Raw genomic sequence first — 26951 nt, forward strand, 5'->3', positions numbered from 1 at the left:
CTGGCGGTCAGCGAACCCCGAGCCACCAGGTAGCCCCTTCTTCCTCTCGGCCCTGCACATGTTGCTCAGCAAGGACAGCGTCCGTAATGAGCTGGCTGCCGCGCGTCTGATCGCACACGAGTGCCAGACGACTTGCGAAATGCCCCAGCCGATCAGCCAGCAGTGCTTTCTCCCCCTTACGCCGGCAGGCAGCTCGCAGGACCTGGTTCAGGCTGGCGACCACGTACTTGGTGTCGCCTCCGGACGCACGCAGGTCACGGAGAACAGGACTGTGCAGGTAGTCGCCTTGAGTGACTTGAGCCCAAACCAAGACGGTCGCGGCTGCCGGGCTAGGCGAGGTCGGTGCGCCACTGAACGTTTTGAGTCCGTCGGACAGCTCGCTCCATGCTGCTTCGGACAGGCGCCAAGAGTGCAAAGCACGACGTCGCTTCGCGTAGTCGATGCGTTGTGGATCTGAGTCCAGGTCGCAGGCGATTCGTTCAACTGCTCGGTCGAATTCCGCCCGCGACTTCGTCGGATCCAGTACTCGCTTGAGGATTCTGAGGCTCTGCTGTGCTGTGGTCCAGGGAATGCCGAGAGCTTCAGCGCACTCGGACCACGTGCCACCTGCCGCCATCTCCGCAAGCTTCAGTGAGGTGGCCCGGCGCAGATGGCGGATATTCCAGTTTGTGAGGGGACCCATGAGTTCCCGGAGCGGGGTGAAGTGAAGGGCCGCTCTTGCTGTGGGCAGTAACGCTGAAACGTGCTCGATACGGAAGAGGCACTCCCGCGATGGTGTTCTGAGGCTGGAGCCACGGTGACCGCCCGCCTGGTAAAAGCCGTTGAACTTACGAGCCAGTGCACGGGCGAGAACCGGTGAGAAATCCATACGACGGAAGCCTGCGGCCTGGTTCGGCGTCAGCCGCTCGAATGCTGCGCGCGCCAGCGGGTGCACTTGGTCCCGGAACTCTGCATCGCCTTCATCCCGGTGGCTGAGAACCTGGGCGGCCGCGACGAGGAGGGCGGCACATTGAGCTGGATCGTCCGGAGCAGGCCACGGGCTGGATGACCGTTGACCCCGATCGTGCGCCTGATCCAGCTGCCGGACGATTGCCGTTGCATGGCTGTCGATCAGTGAGCAGAAGCGTGCCGAGCCGACCAGGGGAGCACCTAACGGCCAGCTGCATTTGATCAGATGAGCGACGGCGACCAGATCGAGGAAGAAGTAGCGATCATTCTTTGTGCGGTGGGAAGGCCCGGTGAACAGGTTCCGTTCGATGCGGAGCTGAAGAGCGAGAACGCGATCCAGCTCCTCGGGCGTCATCATCGGTGCCTTGATGGGTGACCGATCGAGCCGGGCTCCGCAACAGCGGTGGCTCTCGGTCGTGGCCGAGCGGGCGCTGTCCAGCGGCTGACGGCATTGTGCCGGATGGAGCCCGTTCGCGGCCCGCTGCATGAGCAGGCCGGAGCGTTCCGTTCTGGGGGGCCGGTTGGCCAGATTGCCGCACTGTGGGCAGGCACTGGACAACAGCGTCGCGTGCTTGGTACAGGCGAAGACGACGGGGAGGTGCCATCGGAGCTTCCAGGCACCACCAAGCGCATCCTGTACTGGGCTTCCGTTGCCGGCCAGGCATTGGGGGCAGAAGCGGCTGGACAGGTTGATCGCCCAGCGCCGTCGCGCGGCGGCATGGTTACGACCTTGGTCCAGACGGGTGGTGCGGAGCGGCGCGTACGTCGAGGCGAGCCCCGACCCAGCGAGGGTGAGCGCCTGTGCTTCGGCAGAGGAGAGCCGTGTGGCTTCACCGAGGGTGGCAGCGGGCTGCGGGGGCAACGTGAGTAGATAGTCGGCGGGCAGGCGACGGTGCATGGTGCTGAGCCCGCACAACTTGCCGATGCGGGCAGGCGACCGTTCCAGTCGGCAGGCGAGTCGGAGCAGGAAACCGGGCAGCGACTCTTCAGGCAACGGGGCCAGGCTGCGGGCTAGTGCCCGGCTCTCCATCCGGTTCACCCCGCCGACCCGGTGGCTACCGGACCAATGTCGTCAAACACGGTGTTGCGGCTCTTGGGCTTCTTCTTCGCCGTTGCTTCGTGCGGCGGGATAGTGGGCTGTTCGCCGGATGAGGCGTCGAGGTCGGGCATATCGCCGGGGGTGACGGTGATTTGGTCGAGAAGGCCTTTCGTCAGCCGCTCGCTGCCGTCCTCAATGGCGAGACGTAGTCCGCGCTGGATGAGCTTCTCCAGTACTCCTACGATGCCTCCGGTGCGGCGGAACAGGTACTCCGGCATGTCGCCGTCGGTGAGCATGCCTTTGGTGTCCACCAGGAGCCGCATGTGGCCCTCCAGTCCGCGCAGATGGGTAATCCAGGCCTTCATCTCCTTCGCTGTGCCGTACCGAAAAGGACCCAGATCGACCACCTGGAAGCGGCGCTCGTGCTGACTGGCGGCGTGGTCGTTAGGACTGCGGCCGCGGTCCCTCACCGGCGGATAGATCCACTCACCCGTCTTCGGATCACGACTGCCCTCACGCAACAGCCCTGAAGTGGGGATGCCGACGCCGACGAGCACGAGCGTGACGGGCATGCTCATCATCTCGCGGATCAAGTCCAGGACGTCCTGATCGGCTTCTCGATGGAGCTTGAGGCGGGTGATGTCGTCGATCACAAGCGCCTTCGTGGCGTGCTCGACGATCGCGGTTTTGACGGTGCGGATCAGATCCTCGAGCCGCATGCCCTTGTAGTCCTCGCCGTAGAAGTCGAGGATGCGCTGACAGGTGGAGATGGGCGTGGCCTTCACTGGGCAGCGTACGTAGGCGACCGGTGCGACCAGATCGCGAGTGCCGGGCATCGCATCCGGGTTCATGTAGTTGTGCAAGTGCAGCCACTCCTCCATGAAGAGCGCCATCGCCTCGCACACTGTTTCCGTCTTGCCCTGGGCGCCGTCCCCATTGACCATGATCCCGCCCCGCGTGCCGGCCTTGTGGCTGAAGGCGCCTTCCTCGACCCTGGCTCGTACCGCGTTGGCAACTCTCTCGCTCATCGGGGTGGCCTCGATTGGCAGGCTGCTATGCGTGGCGATCCGGTACAGGTTGTAGAGGCGCTGCTGGCGTCGTGACAAGCGAGCAAACTCCTCTGCTGTGAGCACGGGAGCGGGAACGAAGTCCTTGCGGGTCTCGCACCAGCGCTGCCAGCCTTCCCAGGTGGTGCGATCCAGCGGGGGTCCGGGCAGGAAGGAAGGATTGCTGCATTCGGGGCTCACTGGCTGGCCTCTTCCTCGGTCCTGGCGGCCGGCTGGTCAGGTTCGTCATCGTCGAAGTCGTCATCAGGCAGGGCCATGAAACTTGAGGCACGTAGCCGTTCGGACAGGTCCTGGGGCGGCGCCGGCTGCTCGGGCACGGCGACCTCCCGGCGGCGTCGGCGTTCGCGGGTCACCGCGTCCTCGCCCTGCTGAGCGCGCTCCCTCCAGCGCAGGGGGACGACCTTGCCGTCGCCGGAGCCGGCTCGAGCTGTCGGAACGGCGACGACGGGTGAAGGCGTCGCTTCCTGCTTGGCTTTCTTCTTGGCTGTGGCGCCTGTGGGGCGGTCGGCTGCTGCCGCGGCTGCCTGAGCCACCTCACGTGCATGCTCGGTGCGCTCTTTCTTCGACAACTGCGTCGGCCATTGGTCGACCGGGACATTTTTCCCGATCAACTCCAGTAGCACGGGGAGTAGTTCGGTATCCGCCTTGGGCGCGAGGCCCCGTCGGCGCAGCTCCCGCATGGCTTCGCGTACCCGGGCGTCGCTGAAAGCCGGCACCTTGCCCTCGTCGGGCAGCCCCGTCCAGCGCAGAGTGTGCCAGTCGTGCGTGCGGGGGTCCTGGAAGAACACGAAGCACGGATCGCGCGGGTCACGGTGGATGACGTATCTGTTCTTGTGCCGCCCACCGCGACGTGAGAGCTCGCCGCGGTAGGGATCCAGGGCGGCGCCGTCGTACCAGAGGTTTTTGATCTTCACGCCGCGCTTGCCGTGGATCACGACTTTGTGCCGCGGCAGCAACTGGTAGTACAGCTCGGCAGACGGAATCCGCAGTGCGAAGCCGCCCTGGGCCATGGCGGTGGCGAACAGGCTGTTGGGACTGTGAGCGCCGCCTGGGTCCCAGCTCGGCGCGTACGAGTCGAAGCGCCGGTTCTGCCAGACCTTCACGATCCACGTGGCGATGAGATGTTCCATCTCCGCCATCGTCAGGCAGGCGTCGGCCTCCGGGTCTACGCCGCGGTCGGCGGTGTCCACGCCCTGATAGCCGGGCAGGATGCCGAACACCAGTGACTGGATGGCGCCGAACGTCCGCTCCACGGACCACTTGTCGGTGGGCCGTAGCACGCGACTGGGCTTGATGTTCGCTTTGATGACCCGCTGCACTTCGACCAAATGATGGTTGCGGTAGACGGCGCCGTGGTCGGTGGTGACAGTCTCGGGGGCGAAGAACGGAAGCCCCGCCACCTCATGCCCGGCGAAGTCCGCGACCACAGTGCCGGGGACACCGGGGTAGGCCCACTCCATGTCCTCGCCCCAGTCCGGACGCATCGGCAGCGGCATCATCATGTCCCGTAGCACCATCGCCACGTCCATCGAGGTGTCGGAGACGAGACTGAGCCGGAACGCGACGATCGAGCGCGTGTAGACATCCAAAGCCAGCGTCAGGTACACCGACACCGGATCGCCGAACACGTTCTCCAGGACCTTGACCGGCAGCACCGTGGTGTCCAGGGCCACCACCTGTCCGGGCCGGTGCACGACGACGTGCCGGCCCGTCGCGTACCCCTTCGCCTTCGCCGCCGAGCGCGCATAACGCTGCCGAGCCCCGTTCGAGCCGAACCATTCTCTCCAGATGGTGCGCAGGGTGTCGTAGCCGGGGATCTCCACGTGCTGAACGTCAGCGGGCTTGTCATCCGCCGAGCCGAACACCTCGCGTATGTACTGGTGGATGAGGCGTTCTTTCTCCCGCATGGTCAGTTTCGAGCGGTGCTGTGCCTCGGCGTACACCGCGTACAGGGCCTCGCGCAGTTCGGGCGAGATCTGGTGGCCGGTCGCCTCCCGCAACCATCGGTCATCTGCCACGCCTACGGGCCCGTACTTGCCCCGTCCGGTATCCCAGCGCACCAGCGTCCGCAGACTCACCCGGTGCAGGCCGTTGGCCTTCGCCTGTGTGGGTGCTTCAGCAGCGGCTCGGCGTAGTTCCTGTACTTTCGAGAGCCGACGCTGGGTAAGTGTCGTGGTGTCCGGGTCGTACTGCGGGCGTGGTTCATGCGGCAGCGCGGCAAGCGGGTCGCCACTCCGGTAGCCGGTCTCGACCTCGCACAGGTGCTCCAGCCGGAGCATGACGATGGTGCGCTCCACCGGATTCAGGTCGTCCATCGACTTCGGTTGGCGACCCCGGTCAGCGGCCGGCAGATCTGTGCGGGTCCGAGTCGAAGGGCGGCAGTCCGGACGATGGATCAGTTCGCTTACTGAGGTCTTCCATGACTCACCGTCGTCACCGACGAGCGAAACCCGACCCAGGTGGGGCAGACAGGACTGGATCCGCCACGCGGCGCCGCTGACGATCAGCTCTGCGCCCGGTTCCAGGTTCCACATGGCCTCCACTGCGGTGCTCACCGCTCAAGCCTCCGGCGTTGTTGCCGCGGAGCCAGCCGGATCAGGCTTGCGTCCCCGAACGGCATGGAGAGATCCATGCCAAGATTCCGACTCCACAGCAGGTGGATCGCGTGCGCCCGGCCGACCGCCGGTAGGCAGCAGCGCTCGACCAACTCTCCGTACGGCAGAGGCCCGTGAGCTGCGGTCTCCTGCAATTGGGCTTGGATTCCAAACACATCTGGCAACGGGCGCCGCTCCGCCGACAGGGCGTCCACGTTGGTCAGCACATGCTGGCGCCACCCCACTACGACGCCATACCGCCAACCCGCTGACAAGGCGACTTCCGCCGAGGCGGCAAACTTTAGAGCGTCTTCCGCATTGACCCGGCCGGCCGGTCGTACATCGATCAGGAAGGGCCCGGAGTCAGTCACCAACAGGAAGTCCGGCGTGTGCTCGATCTTCCTCCCCTCGGCGATGAACCGCAGCCGGAACGGCTGAGACAAGGCCTCCAGGAGCCCGGCGGCGAAGTCGGCGACCAGCAGCAGACACTCTTCCTCATGGCTCTCAAAGCCATGGTGGCGGTCCGTCGCCCTCAGGTACTCGAGCCCCGGCCGGTGGAACTGGTCCGTGCGCCACATGAAGCGGCGCACAGGAACGCTCCGCCCGATGTCGACCTTGTCCAGGTCGCGCACTGGGCCAGTCACAGTGCTTCGGCCGAGCTTCCACATCGTGGTCCAGCGCACGGGCCAGTTCTCGTCGAGATCCAGCGACTGCACGTGGTCCGTGAACCCGGCATCCAGAATTGCAAGATCCTCAAGACGGCACGCGTCGGACCATGCGGCGTCGGAGGTGCGCACTGACGATCGGCAGGACCAACCGTGCTCCGGCTTTGTCGAGTTCACCTGCTGCGACTCCCCTGACCGACTTCACCGACATCGCCCCATTGGTCCGTGCGCTTAGAGCGTCATGACGGTACGACGTACCTCGCGACCTGAGGCAGCCACTCTGTTCGGGAGTCACGCGATTGAGTGAATGTCTTACCGTTTCCCTTCCGCGACGGCAGGCGAGCTGAACTGTTGGGCTCGGATGGCGCGGTACGAAGTCGCGACCTGGGCCGTCGAGGATGTGCCGCAGCACTGCGGCACATCCGGGCGAGCGCTCCGCGGAGGAAACTGCACTTGGGCGTTGCCGGAATGCCGGCGAGGTCGAGTCATCAGCAGACCTGGTGTCCAGGCCAGGACGGAGGGACTAGCAGCATGGCGCCCCAACAGCTTTCGCGTAGTCTCACGCCACTGATAGGGGAGTCGCTGCCCGGATTCCTGCTTCGCACCGCATACCGGCTTGAGCGCTCTCCCGCCCGGGTCGCTGAGCTGGTCGGCCTGGCGTCGCGACAGCGTCGGATCGCCCACGCGTATCTTCGAGCCATGCCTGAAGAGGTGATCCGGGAATTCGCCTTGACCGCGCGCCTGGCAAAGCGCGAAGCCGATGCTTTGACCTTGAGGAGATTCACTCAGACGTATCCGCCGCTCAGAAAGATCCGGACGGACAGCAGAACGATCGGCAACAGTGCCGCAGTCAATTGGGCTGTTGCTGGCTCCAATCGGTACTGCCCCGACTGCCTGCGAGGCGACGGCACAGCCGTCGAAGAAGCCTTGGGGGGAGCTTGGCAGTTGGTGTGGCATCTTCCAGTAATCTTCGCCTGTGTGCAGCATCGGCGTCTGCTGGAACACCTCTGTCCGGCCTGTTGTCAACCGCTCGAGGGTGTGGGTCGTAAGCGGAACAGCTTGATCAACAATTCTGGACTGGCCGGACTGCACCCCTTGCAGTGCCGTAACGCTCTTGCTCGTAGGAGGGATAATCCGCTCCACTGCGCCAAGCCCGCCCACAGTGTGGCGTGCGGAATGCGACTTGACCGCGTGAGCCAAGATCCTGACAGCGCTCTGCCAGACAGCGATCTGGATCATCTCCTTGCCCTGCAACTGCGCATCTTGGAGTACCTCTCGCCACAGGCCCAATCCCGGGATGGGGGCGTCCGGCCTGACGGGTACTATTTCTCGGACTTGATCGCAACTGCCCATCTGATCAAGCTGACGTGGCCTCTGGGTGCTGAATTCCTTCCATCCGCCCGCCTGCAAGGCCTCGTCCAAGCGTACGTGGAACCTTTGCTTGCGCAGATCACCGCCCGGCAACAGAACCAGCGGCAAAAGGCGGCGGATAATCGAGGAACGAAAATCGCCCCCAGTGACGCCGCCCTGTGTGGAGCTCTCCTCGCAGCAGCCGATGTGGCGCTGGGAAATCGTGAACTCCTCACGCTACGACCTCGCGTACAGCCCTTGGCTCGGGAGGCATACCGCCGGGCAAGGAGCTACGCCGGCGGTATCTGTAGAAGCACCGACATCTCACCGGCTCTGGCCCGGGCCACCACGTGGCGCATCCATAGGATGCCTGTTCGGGTCGAGTTGCGGGCCGGGCTCTCGACTCAACACTACTTCCGAGTCGAAGAAATTCCGTCATTCCTGCCTCTAGCATGGTTCGATCAGCACTTTGCCGAACTTGTCGAGCGCCTGCCGCGCTTTACCACCACGATCGAACGGCACCTCCGGCGGGCTGCATCGCTGCGGCTTGCCGAACTGAAGTCAGGCGCCACTTGGGACGACTGCGCACCAGCGCTGGGAATGCAGCCGGATCTTGCTCGAAGTACCCTCAAACACCTCGGGCGCCAACTGCAGGCGCTCTGCCTTTGGCCAGCTTTCGAAGAGGCTGTCGAACAGATCGCGAAATGTCTGGACACGACATCTCAACGTATCGACTATGCCAACAGGCGCAGATGCTTAACTTTATGGCGTCTGCCGCTGGACGACTGGCTCACCATGATTGATGGTCTCCCTGGACTGGAGAGACTAAGGGAGCAGGCGGACCCGACAATGGGCTCGGCCCTAGTCTGGGCTGAAGTAACTGAAGGAGAGCGCATGCACAGTCCGGTAGTGCTCGACCTTCGAGAATCTGGCGAGGATAGGCGGGCGCTCTGTGCACTCCTGTACCGGATGGGCAATGGGGCGAGAGGACCGATCCTGCGGTTGCGTCGACGGCTTCACTTGTATGCCGAACGCCTCGCGACTTCTTGTGACCAGAACCGTGAACCGGCGGTCTCAGTGGGTGAGGTAATCCGTGACGAAGAAGCTGTAGCCGCTGGTGTCATCCAAGAGGAGAGACCACAGATCAATCTCGATGCGACGTCACGTGTCGCAACACTGAACCGTACAGTTCGCGAGTTGAAAGACCCTGTAGGGCAGATGGCGCCGGACCGTCTGTGGGAGCTGTTCCAACGCGTAGTCCCGACGCCATCTGACCAGGCAGGCAAGGCGACATCCCGACGCATCGGCAACCGAGAGGCCCTGGCCGCGATTGTGTTCGCTTCGACCTCAGGGTGCGCGTGGCCACTACTCCCATCGGGATTCGGAATCTCGGGCCAAACCGCCCTCCAGAGGTTCATCGAGTGGTCCGAAGCCCATGTGTGGACGGAACTGTGTCAACTACTTCGTGACGGGACTGGAAGCCAGGGTGACCTGGACTGGTCGCGACACGCCATCGACGCCGTCAGCACGCGAGCAGGCAAGAGAGAGCACAAACGGCGCCGAATCGTCTAATTTCTGCAAGAATGATCCAGAAATCAGCTCGGCTGGCACCGCTGGGTGGTCGAGAGAACGGTGTCCTGGCAGGCCGAACAATTTCTCGGCTTCGTTGATATCGCCTCCGGCTACATCGGCTACCGACGATTGGTCGCCCTGTTCAGGGCACGAGCTGGTTCTGCTGCACGTTGAAACAGACACGCCCCATCGAGTTCGCCAGGTCTGTCGCGTAGGTCGAAGCACCCTCGGCCGTGCTCATCTCATCCCGAAGTAGGTGGCCGGGCCACTTGCATTGCCGATCAGGGGACCGCTCGAGCTGACGACGCCTGAATCAGCCTCTGTCTTTGAGGAATTCGGCGATCTCGCGGGCCGCGTCGCGGGCAGGCCGTCCGACGCCGATGAGGGTGGCGGAGGCGGGACCGGTCCAGTCGCCGTAACCGAGCAGGTGCAGGCGCGGTTCGTCCACAGCTCGCGTGCCCGCGGTGGCGATGTGGCCGCGAGGGCCGCGAAGGCCCAGGGGTGCCAGGTGCGAGAGAGCCGGACGGAAGCCGGTGCACCAGATGACAGCGTCCGCCGGCCTCCGCGTGCCGTCCGCCCAGGCGACTCCGTCGCGGTCGAGGCGTACGAACATAGGGCTGGCCTTGAGCAGGCCGCGGTCACGGGCTTCGCGTACGGGCGGGACGGCGACGATGTCGCCGAGGGAGGCCACGCCGCCGGTGTAGGTGCGGCCGGCGTCGAGGGCGCGGCGGCGAGCGGTGGCGGTGTCGAACAGGGCCCGGCCGTCGATGTCGTCGGCCAGGAAGCGGGGGGGCTGGGTGACCCAGGTCAGCTGGGTGTCGTGGGCGAGGTCAGCGGCGATCTGGGCACCGGAGTTGCCGCCGCCGACCACGATCACCCGTCGGCCTGTGAAGTCCTGCGGTCGCCGGTAGTCGACGGTGTGCAGGTGGCGGCCTTCGAACGCCGAGCGTCCGGGTACGGCGGGGAGGAAGGGCCGCCACCAGGTGCCGGTTGCGCTGATCACTGCTCGGGCGCGCCAGGTGCCGGAGTCTGTCTCCACGCGCAGCACCGGGCCGTCCCGGCGCACACCCTGCAGCCCCACCGGCCGCTTCACTGGTAGCTCGTAACGCTTCTCGTCATCGCGCAGGTAGGCGACCACGTGCTCGGCGTCCGGGTACTCCTCGCCCGGCTGCGGCGGCATCAGCCGCCCCGGCAGGGACGAGTAAGCGGCTGGGGAGAACAGGTGCAGCGAGTCCCAGGCATATTGCCAGGCACCGCCCAGCTCGGCCTGGGCGTCGAGCTCGTCAGCCACAGCAAGCCGCCCCGCCGTCCGTGACCACCTCGGCGACAAGCCGAGGATGCCCGATCCCGGGCGGCGTGGCGGCCGCTTCGGGTCCCATGGCACGGATGGCGGCCGAGTGCATCTCGCGGGGTGATGCCACCTGCTCGAACCGATCTGCAGCACACGCCAGTTGTCTCGACCGGAGTCGAGGCAAGCTAGGAACGCGTACCTGCAGTTGGGGGGAGTCCATTGCCAAGCAGGGCTGATCGACAGACGAGGCAGAGGCTGGCCAGGCAGCGGCCAGGGGCACGCCGGGGAACGTCGCCAACTTTGCAGCGGCCGGTTCGAGAGAGGACCAGGGCGCGTGAGGAAGCGGAACCTCGTCGCCGTTGGCTGCGACGTGATGGCGTGGACTGGAACAGGCTTGGCACCATGAGCGCCGTCATCGTGGGTGTTGGCGGATTGCTGCTCACGGGTGCTGCAACATCATTCAACGGCGTGGCGACCTACTTCCAATGGCAGGTGTCCGCCGATCAGCTCAGCCAGTCGAAGGAAGATTCCGAGCGGCGGGAACGAGCACAAGCCATGCTTGTCAGCTACTGGGTGGCCGTGCAGGGCGATAAGTGGCGAGTCCACGTCATGAACCGGTCTCCAGACCCGGTCACGAACGTAGCCGCTTGGGTCGTCGTGCCCCACGCCATCCAGGACCCCCCGACCAAGATCCAGCCACTGGCGGAGGTCAGATACACACTGGCAATTGGCGACTTAGCTCCGTGCAGTGAGGCCGTTTACGACAAGAAGCAGTTCAAACAGGTCGCCTCTGTGACTGGATCGAATGGTCGCCGATGGGAGACAGCATTCTCCTCGGAGGTAAGGCCACGCGTTCAGGCCGCGCATTTCTATGACCGTGACGGAAAGGGTTGGAATCGCCGTCATAACAAACTGAATCGCCTTGACGTCAAGACCATTCGTGACATTCCGCGATTCGATGGTTGGCAAGGTGATATTTCCGGGGGCCCTGCTGCGAAGCGCGCGGCTACCTGTGCGACCCCAGCGCAGTACTGATCTCCAGAGGTCCGTCACCAGGGGCCGTCAGGCCGCCTCCGCAGTCGCCAGGAGCTTGCCCATCGCGCCGAGGACGGACGGCTCGACCCGGTAGTACACCCACGTGCCGCGCCGCTCGGAGGTGAGCAGCCCGGCCTCCTTGAGCTTCTTCAGGTGGTGGGAGACGGTCGGCTGGGAGACGCCGACGTCGGAGATGTCACACACGCACGCCTCGCCGCCCTCGTGCGAGGCGACCGCGGAGAACAGCCGCAGCCGTACCGGGTCGCCGAGCGCCTTGAACATCCGCGCGGCCGTATCGGCCTCCTCCGCGGTGAAGGGGCGCTCGGTGAGCGGTGGGCAGCACGGAGCCACCGCTTCGTCAGCGGCAGGTTCCAGCAGCGGCAACACCCTGGCATTCGACATGCGTCTATGTTGACACATGTCGAACCAGCTCGGAGGGAGTGCGAGTGGCATCAGGAACGGGACAGGTGCGCGGCCAGGCGCCGAGCGGCACGGATGGCGTCCCGGCCCACACCTCGCAGGGAGTTGGAGGACAGGCTGCGCTGCCACTCCAGCCCTACGAAGGCCAACCCCGGATGTGCGGAGGATGCGCCGTCGCTATGGAGCGGATGGCCCGTGCCGTCGAGGGTTCCGAGGTGTGCCAGATAGGGCAGGTCGGGCCGGTAGCCGGTGGCGAGCAGGATCGTGTCCACCTCCTCGGCGCTCTCGTCGGCCCAGATCACCTTGCTGCCCTCGATGGTGGGGAACAGCTCCCGCCGGTCCGGCGCTCCAGCCTCGACCGCGGCACGGTAGCGGCCGTCGTCGATGACCAGCTGGGTCGGCGGGGTCCGCAGCAGGCGACCGAGCGGCGCGGTGTCGAGACCGGTCCGCTTCAACCAGAAGTGCAGGTCGCGGCCAAGGATGCGCTGGGGTGTGAACTTCACCGGATGGCGGCTCGCCAGCGTCACCCGTGTCACCGCGGCGAGTTCGGCGGCGATCTGCACGGCGGAGTTCCCGGCGCCCACCACGACCACCCGCTGACCGGCGAAGGGCTCGGGGCGCCGGTAGTCGGCGGAGTGCAACACCGTACCCGTGAACTGCTCCAGGCCTGGCAGCGTCGGCCGGTGCGGGCGACCGAAGGTCCCGGACGCCGCGACCACGGCTTGGGCCGCCAGACGGCCACCGCCCTCCAAGTCCACGGCGAATCCCGAGCCGTCCGTCCGTACCGCGGTGACACGGCTGCGGGTGCGGGCGTCGGCGTCCAGGCCGGCGGCGTAGGCGGTGATATAGGTGATCACCTCGTCCCGGTGCGGATAGCGGTCCGAGTCACCGTCGGGGAACGGCATCCCGGGCAGTGAGCTGTAGCGCGCGGGTGAGAAGAGCGTGAGGCTGTCGTAGTAGCGGGCCATGATCCGACGGACCTTTCGGATGCCTCCAGGACGACCGGCCGCAGGCCTTCCCGCAGCAGGGCATGCGCCGTGGCCAACCCCGACTGGCCGCCGCCGATCACCGCCACGTCTATGTGCTCCATGAACAACCCCCCACTGGTTCGGCGAATGTCTACATTGACGCTTATCGAATCAGGCGGGATGCTGGCTGCGCAAGCCATCGACAGACGTCGAAACACACAAGGACGCCGTGAACGCGCCCACCACCGACCTGCCCGTCGTCGTGATCGGGGCCGGTCCCACCGGCCTGGCCGCAGCCGCCGACCTGATCGACCACGGCATCGAGCCCCTGGGCCTGGAGGCCGGACCGGCTGCCGGGGCGGCGGTGCGCGAGTGGGCGCACGTGCGGCTGTTCTCCACCTGGGGAGAAGTCACCGACCCCGCGGCGGAGAAGCTCCTCGCCCCCACCGGCTGGACCAAGCCGGACCCCGCGACTTACCCCTCGGGCGGCGACTGGGCCGAGCAGTACCTGCAGCCGCTCGCCGACGTCCTGGGTGAGCGAGTCCGCGTGGGCGTCACCGTCACCGGCGTCTCCCGCGCCGGCCGCGACCGTATCGTCGACGCCGACCGGGAGGCCCAGCCCTTCGTCGTGCACCTCAGGAAGGCCGACGGCACTGAGGAGCACCTCTTCGCCCGAGCGGTGATCGACGCCTCCGGCACCTGGACCACACCGAGCCCGGCCGGCGGCAGCGGCCTCCCGGCCCTGGGCGAGACGACCGCGCGGCTGGGTTGCCACTCGCTGTGTCGTACCAGCGCAACGAGCGCCGCGGTGCGGGTGGTGGCGGTGGTGCGGCGGGCGAGGGCGGTGTACAGGGTGCGGCCGAGAGTTTGTCCGGCGCCGCCGATGCCGAGGACCCAGGCTGCCTGGGCGGTTGAGTAGCCGCGTTCGAGGAGCAGCGGGACGAGGGCTACGACTACGGCGTACATCGCGAACGCGGACAAGGTGAAGGCGGTGGCCAGGAGCCAGAAGGGCCGGCTTCGCGCCAGGGCCGTGGCGCTCTGAGCCGTGTGGACGGGTGCAGGCGGGGCGGCGGGCCAGGGTGCGCGCAGGGCTAGTGCGTGGGCGGGGATGGTGAGGACGGCGAGCAGGTCGGCGAGGGTGAGATAGGTGGAACGCCAGGACAGGTGGTTGGCGAGGAGGGCGGTCAGGGGCGCGAAGACGGCGGAGGCGAGCCCACCGGCGAGGGTGACGACGGTCAGGGCGCGGACGTGGTCGGGGGCCCACCAGCGGGTGAGGGCGGCGAAGGAGGGGTTGGTAGAAGGTGGAGGCCATGGCCAGTCCGGCCGGCATCCAACCGGCGAAGAACACTGGGAGGTTGGGGGCCGCTGCCACGATCAGCAGGCTCATCGTGCCGGGCACCTATCCGGTGGTCAGGACCATGCGCGGGCCGCAGCGGTCCAGGATGTGGGCGATGCGGATTCCGGCGAGCGCGGAGATGACGAGGGCGAGGGAGAAGGCCGCGGTGGTGGCGCCCGCGGGCCAGCCGGTCGCGTGCGTGATCGCGGAGTTCAGGACGGGGGAAGGCGTAGTAGACGATGCCCCAACTGGCGATCTGCGTCAGGCAGAGCGCGGGCAGGGCGGCGCGGGGCCGCGACCGGTCCCTCGATCCGGTCGCGGCCCCGAGCTGGCGTGTGCTGGGAGTGGTCACGAGCCGCAGCAGCCGCCGGCAGTGCAGATCGCTGCCCGATGCGATCTGGAGGTCCCTTTGTCGCAGACTGATACAACGGCTTGCCTGCGCGCAGAGCACTGACCGGAACTGAGCTGCCCACGATCACGTGGCTGGAGCGGTTCATTGGGGCCAGAGGACCCGGTCCTGGCCAAGCCGGATCAGGCTCGCGTCGCCGAACGGCGCGGAGAGGCCGACTGAGGTGGGGTTGCCACAGCAGGTGGACCGCATGTGCTCGCGAGATGGCCGGGACGCGGCAGTCGCCCCACCAACTCATCGGGCGTCAGACCCGGTCGACATCGATCGCCTCGCCCGTTCTGGAATCACGCGTTCGAGTGAGGTTTTCTCAGTGAAGATCATTTCAGTGGAGGTTGAGGGCAAGGGCGGCGCGGGCTATGTTGCCGATACGGCTGGGGCTGAGATGACCGGCTGTGCCTGCAGGGCGTCCTGTACGTGCTCTACAACGACATCAGCTGGCAACTGCTGCCGCTGGAGCTGGGGTTTGGCTCCGGGCAGACCTGCTGGCGCCGGCTGGGCCGGTGGCACGAGACTGGCGTCTTCGACAAGCTGTACCGTCTCCTGCTGGCCGGGCTGCACGCGGCCGACGAACTCGACTGGAGCCGGGCATGCGTGGATGCCTCCCACATCCGCGCGAAAAGAGGGGCGAGGCCACCGGCCCGCCACCGGTCGACCGCGGGAAGACGGGCGGTAAACACCACATGATCTGCGACGGGAAGGGCACCCCGTTCAAGGTCATCACCACCGCGGCCGATGTCAACGACGTGACCCAGACCCTGGCCCTGGTCGACGGCATCCCGGCTGTCGCAGGCATGCGGGGCCGCCCGCGCCGCCGTCCCGACGCCCTGCTCGGCGAAGGCACTGACAAAGATCCGTGCCGCTCACGCTCATCAATGCCGTCCAGACCAGGATCCGCCGGGAGAAGGCATCGACGCAGAACACGACGTAGACGGTGCCGACCCAGCAGGGCACGTAGGTGAAGTCCGCCACCCAGTCGGTCCGGGCCAGCCGCACGGAAGTCGCGATTGACCAGGTCGCCCGCGCGTTGGCCGTCCTTGCCAGGCAGGGTGGTCCGGATCTTGCGGCCCCGTACCGCTCCGGCCTCGCCCCGCATCAGGCGCTCGACCGTGCAGCGGGCCACACCGGTATGCCCTCGTGCCGGAGCTGGGCCAAACCTTGCGTGCCCCGTAGACAACGTAATTGGCCTGGTGACCCGCGGCATCTCGGCGGTCAGCTCAGTGTCGCGCAATGACCGGGCCACACGGCAGCGCAGGCACTCCGCGCTGGGCATGCTCAGCCCGGTGGAGTACGAACTGGGTACGCCACCGGTAGCGTGAAACCAAGTGACTCGGCTCCACCCACTCGGGGCACTCCCCGCCCTCTACCGAACCTGGAGCGGTTCACCTGGATGTCTCCGGCCAAAAATTGCGATCCGGCTGCCCGGCAGAATCCGGATCCAGCAGAATGTTCTCTCCGGGGGAAGGGGAAGGGCGTCATGACCAGGGGGAAGCCTCAACTGTTGTTCGTACATGGCATCGGCGGCCTTCGTGACACCGCTACTGACCGCCGCGAGTGGCTAGAGGCGCTGGCCGCGGGAGCGCGGGACGCCGGGATGGCTGATGCGATCTCCGGACTGATCCAGGGCTGGCTGGCGGATGTCACGTTCGCCAACTACAGCGACTTGTTCAACCGCCGGGGAGCGCAGGGCGACGCAGCTGGAGAGCTTGAGGAGGATGAGGTTCCTTTTCTCGCAGGGCTACTTGACGCGATGCTGGAGGAACTTGCCGAGCAGTTCCCGGCCGAGAGTAGCCCGCAGGATGCGCGGGTCATCTCTGACGCGCGGTACCAGCTCGATGCTGCCATCCAAGGACGCCACTCTCAGGGTGTGGGAGAGGGCTTCCGTGGGCTGGTCGGTGTTACGACGACGATGCTCCGCTTGCCGGGGGTGCGTCAGGCGGCACAGTGGATGAACGGCTGGGCGGTCCTGTCTCAGCTCGCCCAGGTGGGCCGCTATCTGGACCGTTGTGCCAAGAAGGGGGAGCTCGGCGCGGCTGTCCGTGCACGGGTCCTCGAAGGGTTGGACCCTTCGCGGCCTCTCGTAGTGGTCTCGCACAGCCTGGGCACGGTCGTTGCCTACGAGGCGCTGTATGAGTACGAGGGAGCGGTGCCTGTCTGGATCACCGTGGGTTCCCCTCTGGCTCTGGGCGCGGTGGTGCTGGACCGGCTGGTGCCGCGCCCGGCGTCCTGCCCGGCCAACGTCGCTTCTTGGCTCAACTTCTGGGATCGCGATGACGTCGTGGTGGGGCGCCCGCACCTGGCCAATTGGATCGGCCCGAGCAAGAGCGGCGTCAAGGCTGTGACGGAGCGCGTTGATTCTCGTGGGCTGTGGACGCACACCGCGACGAAGTACCTGGAGCACGGGTCTGTGGCCCGTCCGGTGATCGAAGCCCTCAGGTCGTGACCGCCGCTACGAATCCACCGCGACACGTGCTGGTGGTAGGCGCCCAGTGCGAAGGCGGTGCAAGGCTAGAAGGGCTGGAGGACGCTGCCCGTGGTCTCCACGCGGTGCTGGTGGACCCCAAACTGGGAGGCTGCGTCAACCGTGGCGACGACTCCCTACTTATCGGTACAGGCCTAGGAAAGAGCCAGGTCGAGACCGCCGTGGAGAAGGCCGCTCAACGGGCACGACGTGACGGCGGCACGCTCATACTCGCGCTGCTCGGGCACGGGGAAGGCGCTCAAGGCGCTGCGCTGCACTTCGTCACGTCGGGCAAGAGGAACGACTCGCCGCTCCTGAACGTGAGCGTCCCCTCCCTGCTGGGCGACACGCTCAACCACCACGGGCTGAATGGGCTGGTTGCCATTGTCGATACCTGCCTGTCCGGCGGCGCGATGCCGCCAACTGCGGATGTCGTCGCGGGTCGGCAACAAGGCAATGTCCGATTCTCCCTCCTCTTTGCAGCCACGGCGCACGAGCCGGCGTTCGACATGCGGCTGAGCACGGAACTCACCCGCCTCATCGAAGAAGGCCAGCCCGGCGCCGGGGACTTCCTGAAGCTTGACGGCGACTTGATAAAGCGACTGGACGAGCGGATTCCTGGTCAGCAGCCGGGGCTGAGCACCTTCGACGGAGGCTCGCGCATCGGTGATGATCTCTGGCTGGCCCACAATCACGCGGCCTCGTTCAGCGGCTCGCTCGGACCGATCGCAAAGATGGCTCTGAGAGCTGCCGTCCGTAGGGTCGACGACAACCTTCTGTTGTCCACGGAGGACGAGGTTGCTGCCTGGTTGAGAGACAACGAACAGACGGCCGTCGGCGGATCCTGGACCGCTGTGCAGCGGCTACGCGAAGTGCGAGCCGAGTTGGAGACCGGCCGCAAGACGCTGAGCGTCGTGCGCGAAGTGTTCGGCCCGGTGCTGACCGAGGAGAGCCTGCGACTGGTCGGTGTGCTGGCGGGTCTTCCGCTGGACTTTGTGCGGCATGAACCACCCCGGACCTTGCGGGACATCATCGAGCACGCCACTCATCATGGGAGCACGGCAGCGGGCCAGCACCGCGTATTGGCCCACGTAGTCGCGGCCATGGCCCACGTCACGGGACACCGAGACCAGCTGCCGGCAGACGTCGTCGCCTGGGCGCAGGACCTCGAGCTCACTGCCGTGGTCAACAGCCGCCTGCGCGAGCTGAATCATCAGCCCCCCGGTGACCAGACCCCGCGGTTGGTCCTGGTGCTTGCCGACGACGGAGGCGAGAGCGTAGTCCGCGTAGACGCATGGCTGCTCTTCGGTCGCGCGGTGCTGGACAAGCGCCGCTTCCCCTGTGAGCTGGGAGACAAAGGAGTGAAGGCAGCCATGGCCGAGGCTGTCGCGTGGGCGATGCCTTGGGCAAACATTGCGGAAAAGCCGTTGCATCGCATCGACGTGGCAGCGTCCACCCTGGTGCTGTTGGACAGTCCTCCGGAAGAACACGTCGTCCGCAAGCAGAAGCTGGCTGTCAACTACACCGTCACAACTCGTTGGTCCGGACTTCTGACGCCACCCACCGGTGCCACGGTCGACGATATGCTGCAAGTAGGCGAAAAACTGCTGGCCTCCTTGGGCGACAGCAACTGCTGCGGTCCTAAGTGGCTCCCGGTCGAACAGATGCAGAATGTCGACCGACTGCAAGAGCATTTGAGCAACCACGGCTTCGGGCAACATGTTTGGGCGCTTTCCTCACTGCCGGAATCGGACTGGGACTTCGTGGCACAGGAGCTCCTGGAACACACACCCGCGCTGGTCTGGCCGCGGCAGAACGACGTCAGCGACGAGCTGGTCATCCAAGAATCCGTGGGAAGGCACTGGCAGGCTCTGCCACAGCAGATCGCGCACGCCTACCGGAAGCATCTGAGCGGAGCCGGCCAAAGCGATGACGACCTCGGACCTCTCGCAGCCGTACGCGCCGCCTGGCATGACAAGGACTGGCATGCGTTCTGCCGCAGACGGGCGATGACGGTTGTGATGGCACCAGACGAGATGGCGTTGAAGGAGCAAGCATGACCTGGACCCCGTACTACAGGGGCACGGGAGCCCCCCCCGAAGGACGGCGCCGAGCTGCCGAAACTGCCAGCACCGCCCCCGTGGCGCGCCCCCGCCCAGCAGCAGGAGCCCGACTCACGCAAGGATCCCGCGACCACGTACCGGCCCATTCCCGGCCTCGTCGACGCGGTGAACGCCGCCCTGCACCTGCGCCGCCCCCTGCTGCTGACCGGCCGCGCGGGCTCCGGGAAGTCCACGGTCATCCGCCAGATCGCCGCCGAACTCCACCTGGGCGAGGTACTCCACTGGCACATCACCTCCCGCAGCACGCTCGCCGACGCGCTCTATCGCTACGACGCTCTCGGCCGGATTCACGCCCACAACCTGCGCACTCTCGACGGTAAGGTCCGGACCGAAGGCGACGACCACGAGGACGACATCGGCGAGTTCGTCCAACTTGGCCCTCTCGGCACCGCGCTCCTCCGCAGCGACCGTCCCCGCGCACTGCTGATCGACGAGATCGACAAGAGTGATCTCGATCTGCCCAGCGACCTTCTCGACGTCCTAGAGCGAGGCGGCTTCGAGATTCCCGAACTGGCCAGGCACCGCAATGGCAAGATCGTTGCCCGCACTGCCGACAAAGACGGCAAGGGAGTCATCGAACACGGCTGGGTCCAGTGCACCGAATTCCCGGTCATCGTGCTGACCAGCAACGGCGAACGCGACTTCCCCGCTCCCTTCCTGCGCCGTTGTATCCGCTTCGATATGCCACCGCTCTCCCGGGAGACGCTCACAGAGATCGTGGGTGCCCATCTAGGCGACATCGAGGACAACACCACTGCAGCCCTCGTACAGGACTTCCTCAAGAAGCTGAACGACGGCGAGTACGTTGCGATCGACCAACTCCTGAACGCCGTCTACCTTCTGCGCGGCGACCGAGTTCCGGACCCTGACCAACGGCGGAGCCTGACGGACATGCTGTTGCAAGGGCTTGGACGTGGCTGAGAACGCCGCAGCTCGCCTGGCACGGCTCGCTTCGGCGGAAGGCGGCGACATCGACGTCAAGGAACTCCTCGATGCGGTCATCCTTGCTTCCGCCTGGGCGCGCTCCGACCAGGATGGGGCCAGCCGAACGTACACCGATGCGGCAGGCGATGCAGAACGGCACCACAATCCGGGCCAGGCCGACAGCGCCGCTTCCGCACAACGGAACTGGGCCTCTGGAAGCGGGCGTGCGATAGGCGAGCCCCCTGATCCCGCTGCCTCAGTGTGGCTCGAGGACCAGACCGGAGCGCATGCCATCGAAGGCAAGCGGGCCAGCGTCGGCCGTTCGCCTGCCCTTCCCGACGCTCTCAACATCGGCCGTGCGCTGCGCCCCCTTCGCCGTCCCTGGCTCTCCGGCGTCCATCAGCGCCTCGACGTCGACGCCACTGTCGAGCACTACACCCGCACCGGGACACTCATCCCCCGGCTCACTCCCGCGCCGGAACCGTGGCTGGAGGTAATCGTCGTCCTGGACCGTGGTACCGCCATGGCGGTCTGGGACGAGACGGTCCGCATCCTCACCAAGACCCTGCGTGCTTTGGCCGCCTTCCGTGACGTCCGCGTCTGGCACCTCGAGCATCCACCCGGCGAGGCCCCCGTCCTGCATGACCATCAGGGCAATGTCTTCCCGCTGAACCGGGGCACCCACAGCAACCAACCGGCGCGCCGTCTGCTTCTAGTCGTCACCGACTGCGCGGCACCGGCCTGGCGGCAGGAGGCCCTGTGGCGAACTCTGCACGCCTGGGGCCGCAAGGCTCCGGTCGCTCTCATCAATCCGCTGCCCAAGCGGCTCTGGCAGCGTTCCGGTTTGGACCTCCCGCACACCACTGCGGCCGCAACCGTCCCCGCCTCCCCAGGCCGGCTTCTCTCTTACCGACGCCCACGGCTTCTCCGTGAAACCCAGGACACGAAGCCATGGCAAGCACTGCCCGTGCTGCAATTCGACCCAGCTCAGATCCTCGCCTGGGCTCGCACTCTGATGCGCACCGACCCGTCCGGCTGCGAGGCCGTCCTCGTGCCCGCAACCGGTCGGCCCCCTCTTCGTCATCGCCGTCCAGGGTCGGCCAACCCGACCGACCCTGCACCCACCGGCGACCAGCTACGTGCGAGAGCCGAGGCTTTCGCGGACGACCGTGAGTCCCCTGCCGTCCGCCTTGCCATAGCGGCCTGCCCGCTTGGTTCCTTCACCCTGCCCGTCCTCGACGTGCTGCGCGACCAGCTAGTCCCGGATGCCACGCTCGCCAACACAGCGGAGTTTCTTACCGCCGGGCTCCTCACTGCCACTCGCAACGAATCGGCCGACACGATCTACCAATTCCACCCCGCAGCAGCCACCCACCTGACTAGCCTGCTTACCCGAGACCAACTCTGGGACACCCACTTCGCCCTCAGCGACCACCTCGCTCGCCACATTCAAGCTGCCCACGGCATTCCATTTGTCCTCCACTCACCCCACGCCGGTGTAGCCCTGCCAGCCGGCATCCGGCCTATCGCGCACGCCGCAAGCACGACGGCGCGACTGCTGGGAGTCGAGGCAACGGACCTACTGCCCGAAGCCAGACACCTCCCGGTGGCTGACCGAATGGCAGAGTCGTCCAGCGAGATAGAACGCGACGCTCCCCCTGCCACTCCCAAGGAACCGGAAAGTGCCACGGAGATCTACGGCACCTTGGCGCGGCTCTTCCGTTCGCTTCTTGCCAGGATCTCGGATAGTAATGCAGCCCGTCTCAGTGGGCCGATGCGACCCCAGACGTCAGTGGCGGGGGCACCCGGGAGCGGACAGCGCGGGCAGACAGTGCAGGGGACCAGCGATGCCCTGGAGCTTGACATAACGAGCACCGAGTTGGTGATCGTGGTCGACGCCGCTTTTTCTGGTAAGTACAGCGCCGCTGATATTTACGCGATGCGCGAGCGCATGTACCGGGTGCTGGTGGATGCATTTGAACACGCCGATGTGCCGCAAGACACTGTATATATGGAAGACCATGGCGACGGCGTGCTGATAGTTGTGGCGGGCCAGGTCCCAGCCACTCAGTTGCTCGGCCCCTGGTTGGTCAACGTGTACGAGGAACTGCGTAATGAGAATCGTGTCCTGCGCACGCCGCTGAGACTGCGGATGGGTATGCACGACGGACCCGTCCGCCACGACGGCTTTGGGTTCACTCCTAGTACCGCTAACCATGCCATCCGGCTTACTGACTCCACGATCGCCCGTCAATTGCTTGATGTAGAGGAGGCCGATCTCCTGCTCGTAGCTTCTCAGTCCCTGTATGAGGGAGTGATTAGGCATGGCGGCCGCTTCATTGAGCCTGCGCGTTACTCCTCGGCCCAACTGGAGCTCAAGCAAGGCGAAGTCACTGCCTGGTTCCACTTGCCCGGTCGTTCCGCTCCGGACATCTCCTCTGCACTGACGCGGCGTAAAAGGCCAGAAGAACTCGCTTTGATTGCGCGGGACGCGACGGTGCTATTGGAGAATGTCACAGAGATGCTGGCAAAGGGCATGCGCCCGGAACCAGTGTCCGGCAAGAAGATCGCTGGACTATTGCGTGCTGTCGCCGATCAGCTTGACGCCTATGGTGGGGAAACCTCATCCCGCGATGCAGGGCATCAGCAATCTCGGTCCTATGACGAGGGCGGAGCCACCCATGACTCACTGGTCGCAAGGGTGGTGTCAGCTTGCCAAGAGCTCCTGGGTGCAACTGTTGCAGATGAGTCAGTGGATGAGGTGAACGGGGCTTGGACGCTGAGCGGCATAGAACTGCCAGCTGGTCTGACGGAGGTAACCATCGATGACATCACTCCGGACACTGACTCGCTTGTCTGGGACACCGTGGAGGAATACGAATACGGCTTGGTCCTTGGACAGGTGACGGTAGAGGCCCAGCTCGTCCTCGAAGCATTCATGCACAAGGGCGACTACTTCAACGCAGGCGATGTGGAGCTGTTGTGGGAAGTCAACGACCACGTGGTCGAGGTAAGGATTGAGCGGGACGCTCAACTAGTCTTCGACGGTCGACTGGATTCAGGAAACGTCGAGCTTGAGTTCCACGGTTTCAATGGCCCAGAGCTTCACCCGCACGCGTAGGTTCGGCTGCGCGGGACCGAATGGCTGTCCTCTTTGCGGGGGCTCAGTCGCCGAACTGCTCGGGTCTGTCATGTCGAGCGAAGGCGCTTCGGCGGTGGTGGGGGAGCCCATCAAGTCCAGTGTTCGTGGCGCTGGTCTGCGGGGTGCGGGCGGCGACTGGATTTTGGCTGCCGAACGTTTGAGGGTCTGTTGAAGAGTGGCAACCAGCGCGATCAGGAGGTCCACGGCCTCGCGGATGTAGCGGTAGACCGTGGCCACACCTATGCCGAAGGAGCCCGCCAGTCGGGTGTAGGTGTCACCGCAGCGCAGGTGGGCCAGGACGAGCAGGCCTGCCGATTCAGGGGCAGGCGCCGCCAGCGGGTGCCGACCTGTCGGCGGCGCTCGGTGAGCTGCCTGGTCAGGAAGCGCAAGTGCGAGCTGGACAGGTCGATCGCGGACGGGTAGGCAAGCACGACGATGCTCCCCGTCAAGCGAGTGATCTCGGTCGTGAACTCGCCAACCAGGAACTTCACACCTTCATGTGACCAGGGCGCAGCCCCCTCCTCACTGCAGCCGGCGCCAGGTTGCATGAGCAGGTATCGATCAATCTTCGGTGGTGCGCCACAGCCAGCGCAGAGCGTCCGGCAGCAGGACGCCGCCGTGGTTGGGGCTATGTTCGCCGTCTCCCAGGACAAGGCGAAAGTCGTAGCCCGCTTCGGCGAGAGCGGCTGCCACACGCAGGTCTTCGGCGAGCCAGTTCCCATGTGGCTCATTCCAGTGCAGGTCGCGGTGGCCGCCTTGCATGAAGATGCGCAGCGGCTTGCGCGGAACGCGGGAGATGAGGTCTGGGTAGGGATTGCCGTCCGGCATCTGCGCGAAACTGGACAGGTATCCGATGACGCGGCGGAACTTGTCCAGACGCAGCCACGCGGCGGTAAAGGCGCAGTTGCCGCCGCTGCTACCGCCGCAGACGCCCCACTGTTCGGGCGACTGGGCGATGGTATAGCGCTCCGCAACCTGCGGGATGATCTCGGTGAGGAGGAAGGTGACGTACTGGTCGTCGAAGGCGTCGTACTCGTTGTTCCGGTTCTCGGGGTTCTCCGCGTTGGGGAAGACGCCAGGATCGACGAACACGCCGATGGTGACGGGTATGTCGCCGCGGTGAATGAGGTTGTCCAGGACGATCCCGCCGCGTACCTCCCCTGCGGGGTCCAGGTACCACCATCCGTCCTGGAACACCATCAAGGATGCCCGTTCCGCTGGGTCGTACTGTGCAGGCACGTGGATCCAGAACTTCCGGAAGGTTCCCGGGTAGACCTCGCTGTCCCTCCAGTCGAACGCGACCGTCTCGCCAGCGGGCATGCCCGGCTGCCGAGCGGAATCGAGTCCGTGGACGTAGCGCACGTCCGACTGGTCGATCGGAAGTGGCCGGTAGGGCATCTCGATGGTCACGAGGAGCAACCGTAGGGCGATCACCACCCTTGACCGCAAGGGATTTTTGTTCAGACGCTCCACATTGCAGCTTCAGTGGCGAGGTTGGAAAGGGCTCATTGACCCAGCCTCGGAGTGCCTTATGTCCGCAGCTACTCCACTGACTCACCCGTCTGAGGACCCTCATCACCTCTGATCAGGCTGTACGGAACCTCCAGCGCCACTTTGGCACCGGAGCACAACACGAAGCTGCGCCATTCATGGTCGCTTTGAGAACCTTGCTGGTGGGGGAGACCGTCCGGTAGTCGCGAACACAGTGACCGCCGATGACCTGATCGCGGTGCAGACCTTGTCGGTCGGGATTCCCGCCCAGGCTACCCTGGACCTCCTTGAAGGTGACCTTGGTGTCCGACTGTCCAAGCTGCTCACAAGTGTCCGCGTCGACATCGACATGGTCGAGGCCGCTGATCTGGCAGACGGGTCGCCGGCACACACCGCCTGGCAGCTTCTTCGCGACCAGCCCGGAATCGGGTGGGTCACGGCCGGCAAGCTCCTCGCCCGAAAGCGGCCGCATTTGGTGCCTGTTTACGACCAGGTCGTCCGATGCGTCCTCGGCCGCCCCGAGTCTTTCTGGTTCGACCTGCATGCCGCGCTGCGGAGCGTCAACTGGGCCCTCCACCACGAGCTGATTGCCCTACGACAGGTCGCCGAACTGCCTCAGACCGTCAGTGTGCTGCGGATCTGTGACGTGGTGCTCTGGATGTATCACCGCACGGATCATCAGCAGAGAAGCTGCATCGGGGCCTGACCGCCGTCAGACGCGCACGGGGTCTCCGCTCACAGTAGAAAGCTGGCCTCCTGCTCCCGGCGAAACACCCCCTGACCTGTGGTGTACCAAAGTGCCAACTATCTCTCTGATTCCGTACTTCCAGTCGCAGAACCTAGTTGGCATCAGCGCAGGTCACGAACGTTCCTCAGTGTCAACTAGCGATCCTGGTCACACGGGCTGTGACGAGGCTTTTTAGTTGCACAAAAGCGGGATAGTTGGCACTGAGCGGAGTGCTTGGCCTGACGCGCGATGGGCTTGGCTTGTTGGCGTCCTAGACCCGCTGACCTGCTACGCCAAGGTGTGGAGTTCCACGACAATGGCCCTGCTCCGTCTCTTCCAGCGCAACGCCACCGCCGCGGGGCTCAGTTACGCGGACGCCGCTCAGGATGTCCTCGATCGTCTCGGCGCGCTGACGCAGGGCTCCTCGGTGCGTCAGGTCGCCGCTGGTTCGAACCGGTCGGGCAACGCCGGCTACTGATTCCCGTCGGCATTGTTAACTGGTGTCGGTGACAGACGGTGAGGGTTTCAGGCGAGTGCGATCACGGCCGCCGGTGCCGTGATCTCGAGGGTACGAGGCGTCCGATGGACGGGCCGGGGGTCGGCCACACCAGCGAGCTGGACTCCCGCAGACGGCTCGGGCCGAACCGGTCACCGACCCCAGTGCAACGGCCCCGCACCCGCTGCCAGTAGTCGCGGCGCGCGTGTCCTTGGCGGTCATGGCGTTGCGGCTGCGGCTGCTTCGTTGATGTCGGCCGGGGTCAGGACGCGGCGCCTCCCGCCGCTACGGGCCGTCTGGATCATGGCCTGGCCCAGCTGCACACTGGTGGTGACGTAGCGCGGCGCGATGCGCCGCAGCACCACCGGGTAGAGCGGACTGAGGACCCGGTACAGCAGGACGTGGACCCTGGCCTTCGCCTTGGTACCCGGCAGGGGCAGGACGAAGGCAGGGCGGAACATGTGGGCCCGCGGTGACAGCTCCAGCAGGGCGTTCTCCGTCTCGCCCTTCACACGCGCCCACATCATGCGGCTCTTGCCGGTGCTGTCGGTGCCCACGCCGGAGACGTAAGCGAAGGCGAGGCCGGGACTGACGGCCAGCAGGGCGCGGGCGGCGGCGAGCGGGAAGTCGTAGGAGACGACCCGGTAGTCGGCCTCGCTCATGCCGATGGCCGAGGTGCCCAGGCAGTAGAAGCATGCGTCGTAGCCGGTCAGCCGGTCTTGGACGGTGGTGAAGTCGGTGAAGTTCTCGTGGCGGAGCTCGTGGAGCTTGGGGTGGGTGCGGCCGGTGGGGGTGCGTCCGATGACGAGGACGTCGGTGACCTCCTCGTCGCGCAGGCAGGCTTCCAGAGCCCCCTGGCCCACAATGCCAGTCGCCCCGAAGATGATGACGCGCAC

At 65.8% G+C, this 26951-nt stretch carries 19 protein-coding genes and 4 pseudogenes; 10 read left to right on the forward strand and 13 right to left on the reverse strand.

Annotated features, from left to right (window positions below):
• Positions 1 to 7: 7 nt before the first annotated feature.
• From AB0G20_RS10255 to AB0G20_RS10270, 4 genes are read right to left on the reverse strand one after another with little or no spacing between them, the layout of a single operon-like run.
• Positions 8 to 1942: a TniQ family protein gene (locus AB0G20_RS10255; RefSeq protein WP_361298769.1), complete on the reverse strand. Its 1935-nt coding sequence runs from the start codon at positions 1940 to 1942 to the stop codon at positions 8 to 10.
• A 41-nt stretch (positions 1943 to 1983) separates the two neighbouring features.
• Positions 1984 to 3234, reverse strand: coding sequence for an AAA family ATPase (locus tag AB0G20_RS10260; protein ID WP_361298772.1), 1251 nt, complete (start codon positions 3232 to 3234; stop codon positions 1984 to 1986).
• Complete coding sequence (locus AB0G20_RS10265) at positions 3231 to 5609, reverse strand: transposase (protein WP_361298775.1); 2379 nt, start codon at positions 5607 to 5609, stop codon at positions 3231 to 3233. Before AB0G20_RS10265 ends, AB0G20_RS10260 begins: the two co-directional genes overlap by 4 nt.
• A complete protein-coding gene (locus tag AB0G20_RS10270) occupies positions 5606 to 6445 on the reverse strand; it encodes a TnsA-like heteromeric transposase endonuclease subunit (RefSeq protein WP_361298778.1) in 840 nt (279 codons plus the stop codon). Before AB0G20_RS10270 ends, AB0G20_RS10265 begins: the two co-directional genes overlap by 4 nt.
• 399 nt (positions 6446 to 6844) lie before the next feature.
• Here AB0G20_RS10270 and AB0G20_RS10275 point away from each other — a divergent pair, with 399 nt between their 5' ends.
• Positions 6845 to 9235 (forward strand): TniQ family protein, encoded by a 2391-nt coding sequence (locus tag AB0G20_RS10275; protein ID WP_361298781.1) that lies wholly within the window; start codon positions 6845 to 6847, stop codon positions 9233 to 9235.
• 313 nt (positions 9236 to 9548) lie between these two features.
• On the opposite strand, the gene AB0G20_RS10280 is transcribed toward AB0G20_RS10275, so the two are convergent.
• The gene (locus AB0G20_RS10280; RefSeq protein ID WP_361298784.1) at positions 9549 to 10526 is read right to left on the reverse strand and encodes an ArsO family NAD(P)H-dependent flavin-containing monooxygenase; all 978 of its coding nucleotides are present in this window, start codon (positions 10524 to 10526) and stop codon (positions 9549 to 9551) included.
• Between the two features lie 402 nt (positions 10527 to 10928).
• On the opposite strand from AB0G20_RS10280, the gene AB0G20_RS10285 reads away from it, so the two are divergent.
• Positions 10929 to 11561, forward strand: coding sequence for a hypothetical protein (locus AB0G20_RS10285; protein ID WP_361298787.1), 633 nt, complete (start codon positions 10929 to 10931; stop codon positions 11559 to 11561).
• Positions 11562 to 11588: 27 nt separating this feature from the next.
• On the opposite strand, the gene AB0G20_RS10290 is transcribed toward AB0G20_RS10285, so the two are convergent.
• The 3 genes from AB0G20_RS10290 to AB0G20_RS10300 are packed head-to-tail and all read right to left on the reverse strand — an operon-like array spanning position 11589 to position 13149.
• Positions 11589 to 11963: a metalloregulator ArsR/SmtB family transcription factor gene (locus tag AB0G20_RS10290; RefSeq protein ID WP_361298790.1), complete on the reverse strand. Its 375-nt coding sequence runs from the start codon at positions 11961 to 11963 to the stop codon at positions 11589 to 11591.
• A 50-nt stretch (positions 11964 to 12013) separates the two neighbouring features.
• Entirely contained in the window at positions 12014 to 12949 is a 936-nt protein-coding gene (locus AB0G20_RS10295) for an NAD(P)-binding domain-containing protein (RefSeq protein WP_361298793.1), read from the reverse strand.
• Positions 12835 to 13149, reverse strand: a complete 315-nt coding sequence (locus tag AB0G20_RS10300; protein WP_361299383.1) for an FAD-dependent oxidoreductase — start codon at positions 13147 to 13149, stop codon at positions 12835 to 12837. Before AB0G20_RS10300 ends, AB0G20_RS10295 begins: the two co-directional genes overlap by 115 nt.
• A gap of 29 nt (positions 13150 to 13178) precedes the next feature.
• Here AB0G20_RS10300 and AB0G20_RS10305 point away from each other — a divergent pair.
• Positions 13179 to 13700: pseudogene (locus tag AB0G20_RS10305) on the forward strand (NAD(P)-binding domain-containing protein); the annotation flags it as partial.
• A 56-nt stretch (positions 13701 to 13756) separates the two neighbouring features.
• Here the strand turns inward: AB0G20_RS10305 and AB0G20_RS10310 are convergent.
• A pseudogene (locus tag AB0G20_RS10310) lies at positions 13757 to 14637 on the reverse strand (MFS transporter); the annotation flags it as partial.
• A gap of 438 nt (positions 14638 to 15075) precedes the next feature.
• On the opposite strand from AB0G20_RS10310, the pseudogene AB0G20_RS10315 reads away from it, so the two are divergent.
• Positions 15076 to 15512, forward strand: a pseudogene (locus AB0G20_RS10315) (transposase); the annotation flags it as partial.
• On the opposite strand, the gene AB0G20_RS10320 reads toward AB0G20_RS10315, so the two are convergent.
• Positions 15430 to 15687, reverse strand: a complete 258-nt coding sequence (locus tag AB0G20_RS10320) for a DDE-type integrase/transposase/recombinase (protein WP_361298796.1) — start codon at positions 15685 to 15687, stop codon at positions 15430 to 15432. The pseudogene AB0G20_RS10315 and the gene AB0G20_RS10320 sit on opposite strands and share 83 nt — an antisense overlap.
• 481 nt (positions 15688 to 16168) lie before the next feature.
• Here AB0G20_RS10320 and AB0G20_RS10325 point away from each other — a divergent pair, with 481 nt between their 5' ends.
• From AB0G20_RS10325 to AB0G20_RS10340, 4 genes are all read left to right on the forward strand, one after another.
• Positions 16169 to 17134 (forward strand): hypothetical protein, encoded by a 966-nt coding sequence (locus tag AB0G20_RS10325; RefSeq protein ID WP_361298799.1) that lies wholly within the window; start codon positions 16169 to 16171, stop codon positions 17132 to 17134.
• Between the two features lie 26 nt (positions 17135 to 17160).
• Complete coding sequence (locus tag AB0G20_RS10330; protein ID WP_361298802.1) at positions 17161 to 19212, forward strand: hypothetical protein; 2052 nt, start codon at positions 17161 to 17163, stop codon at positions 19210 to 19212.
• Between the two features lie 168 nt (positions 19213 to 19380).
• A complete protein-coding gene (locus AB0G20_RS10335) occupies positions 19381 to 20196 on the forward strand; it encodes an AAA family ATPase (RefSeq protein WP_361298805.1) in 816 nt (271 codons plus the stop codon).
• A complete protein-coding gene (locus tag AB0G20_RS10340; protein ID WP_361298808.1) occupies positions 20189 to 23320 on the forward strand; it encodes an SAV_2336 N-terminal domain-related protein in 3132 nt (1043 codons plus the stop codon). The genes AB0G20_RS10335 and AB0G20_RS10340 overlap by 8 nt, the downstream gene beginning before the upstream one ends.
• 166 nt (positions 23321 to 23486) lie before the next feature.
• On the opposite strand, the pseudogene AB0G20_RS10345 reads toward AB0G20_RS10340, so the two are convergent.
• Positions 23487 to 23772 (reverse strand): annotated as a pseudogene (locus AB0G20_RS10345) (transposase family protein); the annotation flags it as partial.
• A gap of 130 nt (positions 23773 to 23902) precedes the next feature.
• Positions 23903 to 24751 (reverse strand): alpha/beta hydrolase-fold protein, encoded by an 849-nt coding sequence (locus tag AB0G20_RS10350; protein ID WP_361298811.1) that lies wholly within the window; start codon positions 24749 to 24751, stop codon positions 23903 to 23905.
• Positions 24752 to 25046: 295 nt separating this feature from the next.
• Between AB0G20_RS10350 and AB0G20_RS10355 the strand changes: the two genes are divergently transcribed.
• Positions 25047 to 25538 (forward strand): DUF6308 family protein, encoded by a 492-nt coding sequence (locus tag AB0G20_RS10355; RefSeq protein ID WP_361298814.1) that lies wholly within the window; start codon positions 25047 to 25049, stop codon positions 25536 to 25538.
• A 337-nt stretch (positions 25539 to 25875) separates the two neighbouring features.
• Entirely contained in the window at positions 25876 to 26037 is a 162-nt protein-coding gene (locus AB0G20_RS10360; protein WP_361298817.1) for a hypothetical protein, read from the forward strand.
• Positions 26038 to 26273: 236 nt separating this feature from the next.
• On the opposite strand, the gene AB0G20_RS10365 is transcribed toward AB0G20_RS10360, so the two are convergent.
• Positions 26274 to 26951: an epimerase gene (locus tag AB0G20_RS10365; RefSeq protein ID WP_361298820.1), complete on the reverse strand. Its 678-nt coding sequence runs from the start codon at positions 26949 to 26951 to the stop codon at positions 26274 to 26276.

The sequence above is a fragment of the Streptomyces sp. NPDC024017 genome (assembly GCF_040638895.1).
GTDB lineage: Bacteria > Actinomycetota > Actinomycetes > Streptomycetales > Streptomycetaceae > Streptomyces.

Bases quoted from the DNA above. Each gene is read 5' to 3' on its own strand.
- AB0G20_RS10275 (WP_361298781.1), top strand. From the start codon at position 6,845: ATGGCGCCCCAACAGCTTTCGCGTAGTCTCACGCCACTGATAGGGGAG.
- AB0G20_RS10285 (WP_361298787.1), top strand. From the start codon at position 10,929: ATGAGCGCCGTCATCGTGGGTGTTGGCGGATTGCTGCTCACGGGTGCT.
- AB0G20_RS10290 (WP_361298790.1), bottom strand. From the start codon at position 11,963: ATGTCGAATGCCAGGGTGTTGCCGCTGCTGGAACCTGCCGCTGACGAA.
- AB0G20_RS10295 (WP_361298793.1), bottom strand. From the start codon at position 12,949: ATGGCCCGCTACTACGACAGCCTCACGCTCTTCTCACCCGCGCGCTAC.
- AB0G20_RS10300 (WP_361299383.1), bottom strand. From the start codon at position 13,149: ATGGCTTGCGCAGCCAGCATCCCGCCTGATTCGATAAGCGTCAATGTA.
- AB0G20_RS10325 (WP_361298799.1), top strand. From the start codon at position 16,169: ATGACCAGGGGGAAGCCTCAACTGTTGTTCGTACATGGCATCGGCGGC.
- AB0G20_RS10360 (WP_361298817.1), top strand. From the start codon at position 25,876: ATGGCCCTGCTCCGTCTCTTCCAGCGCAACGCCACCGCCGCGGGGCTC.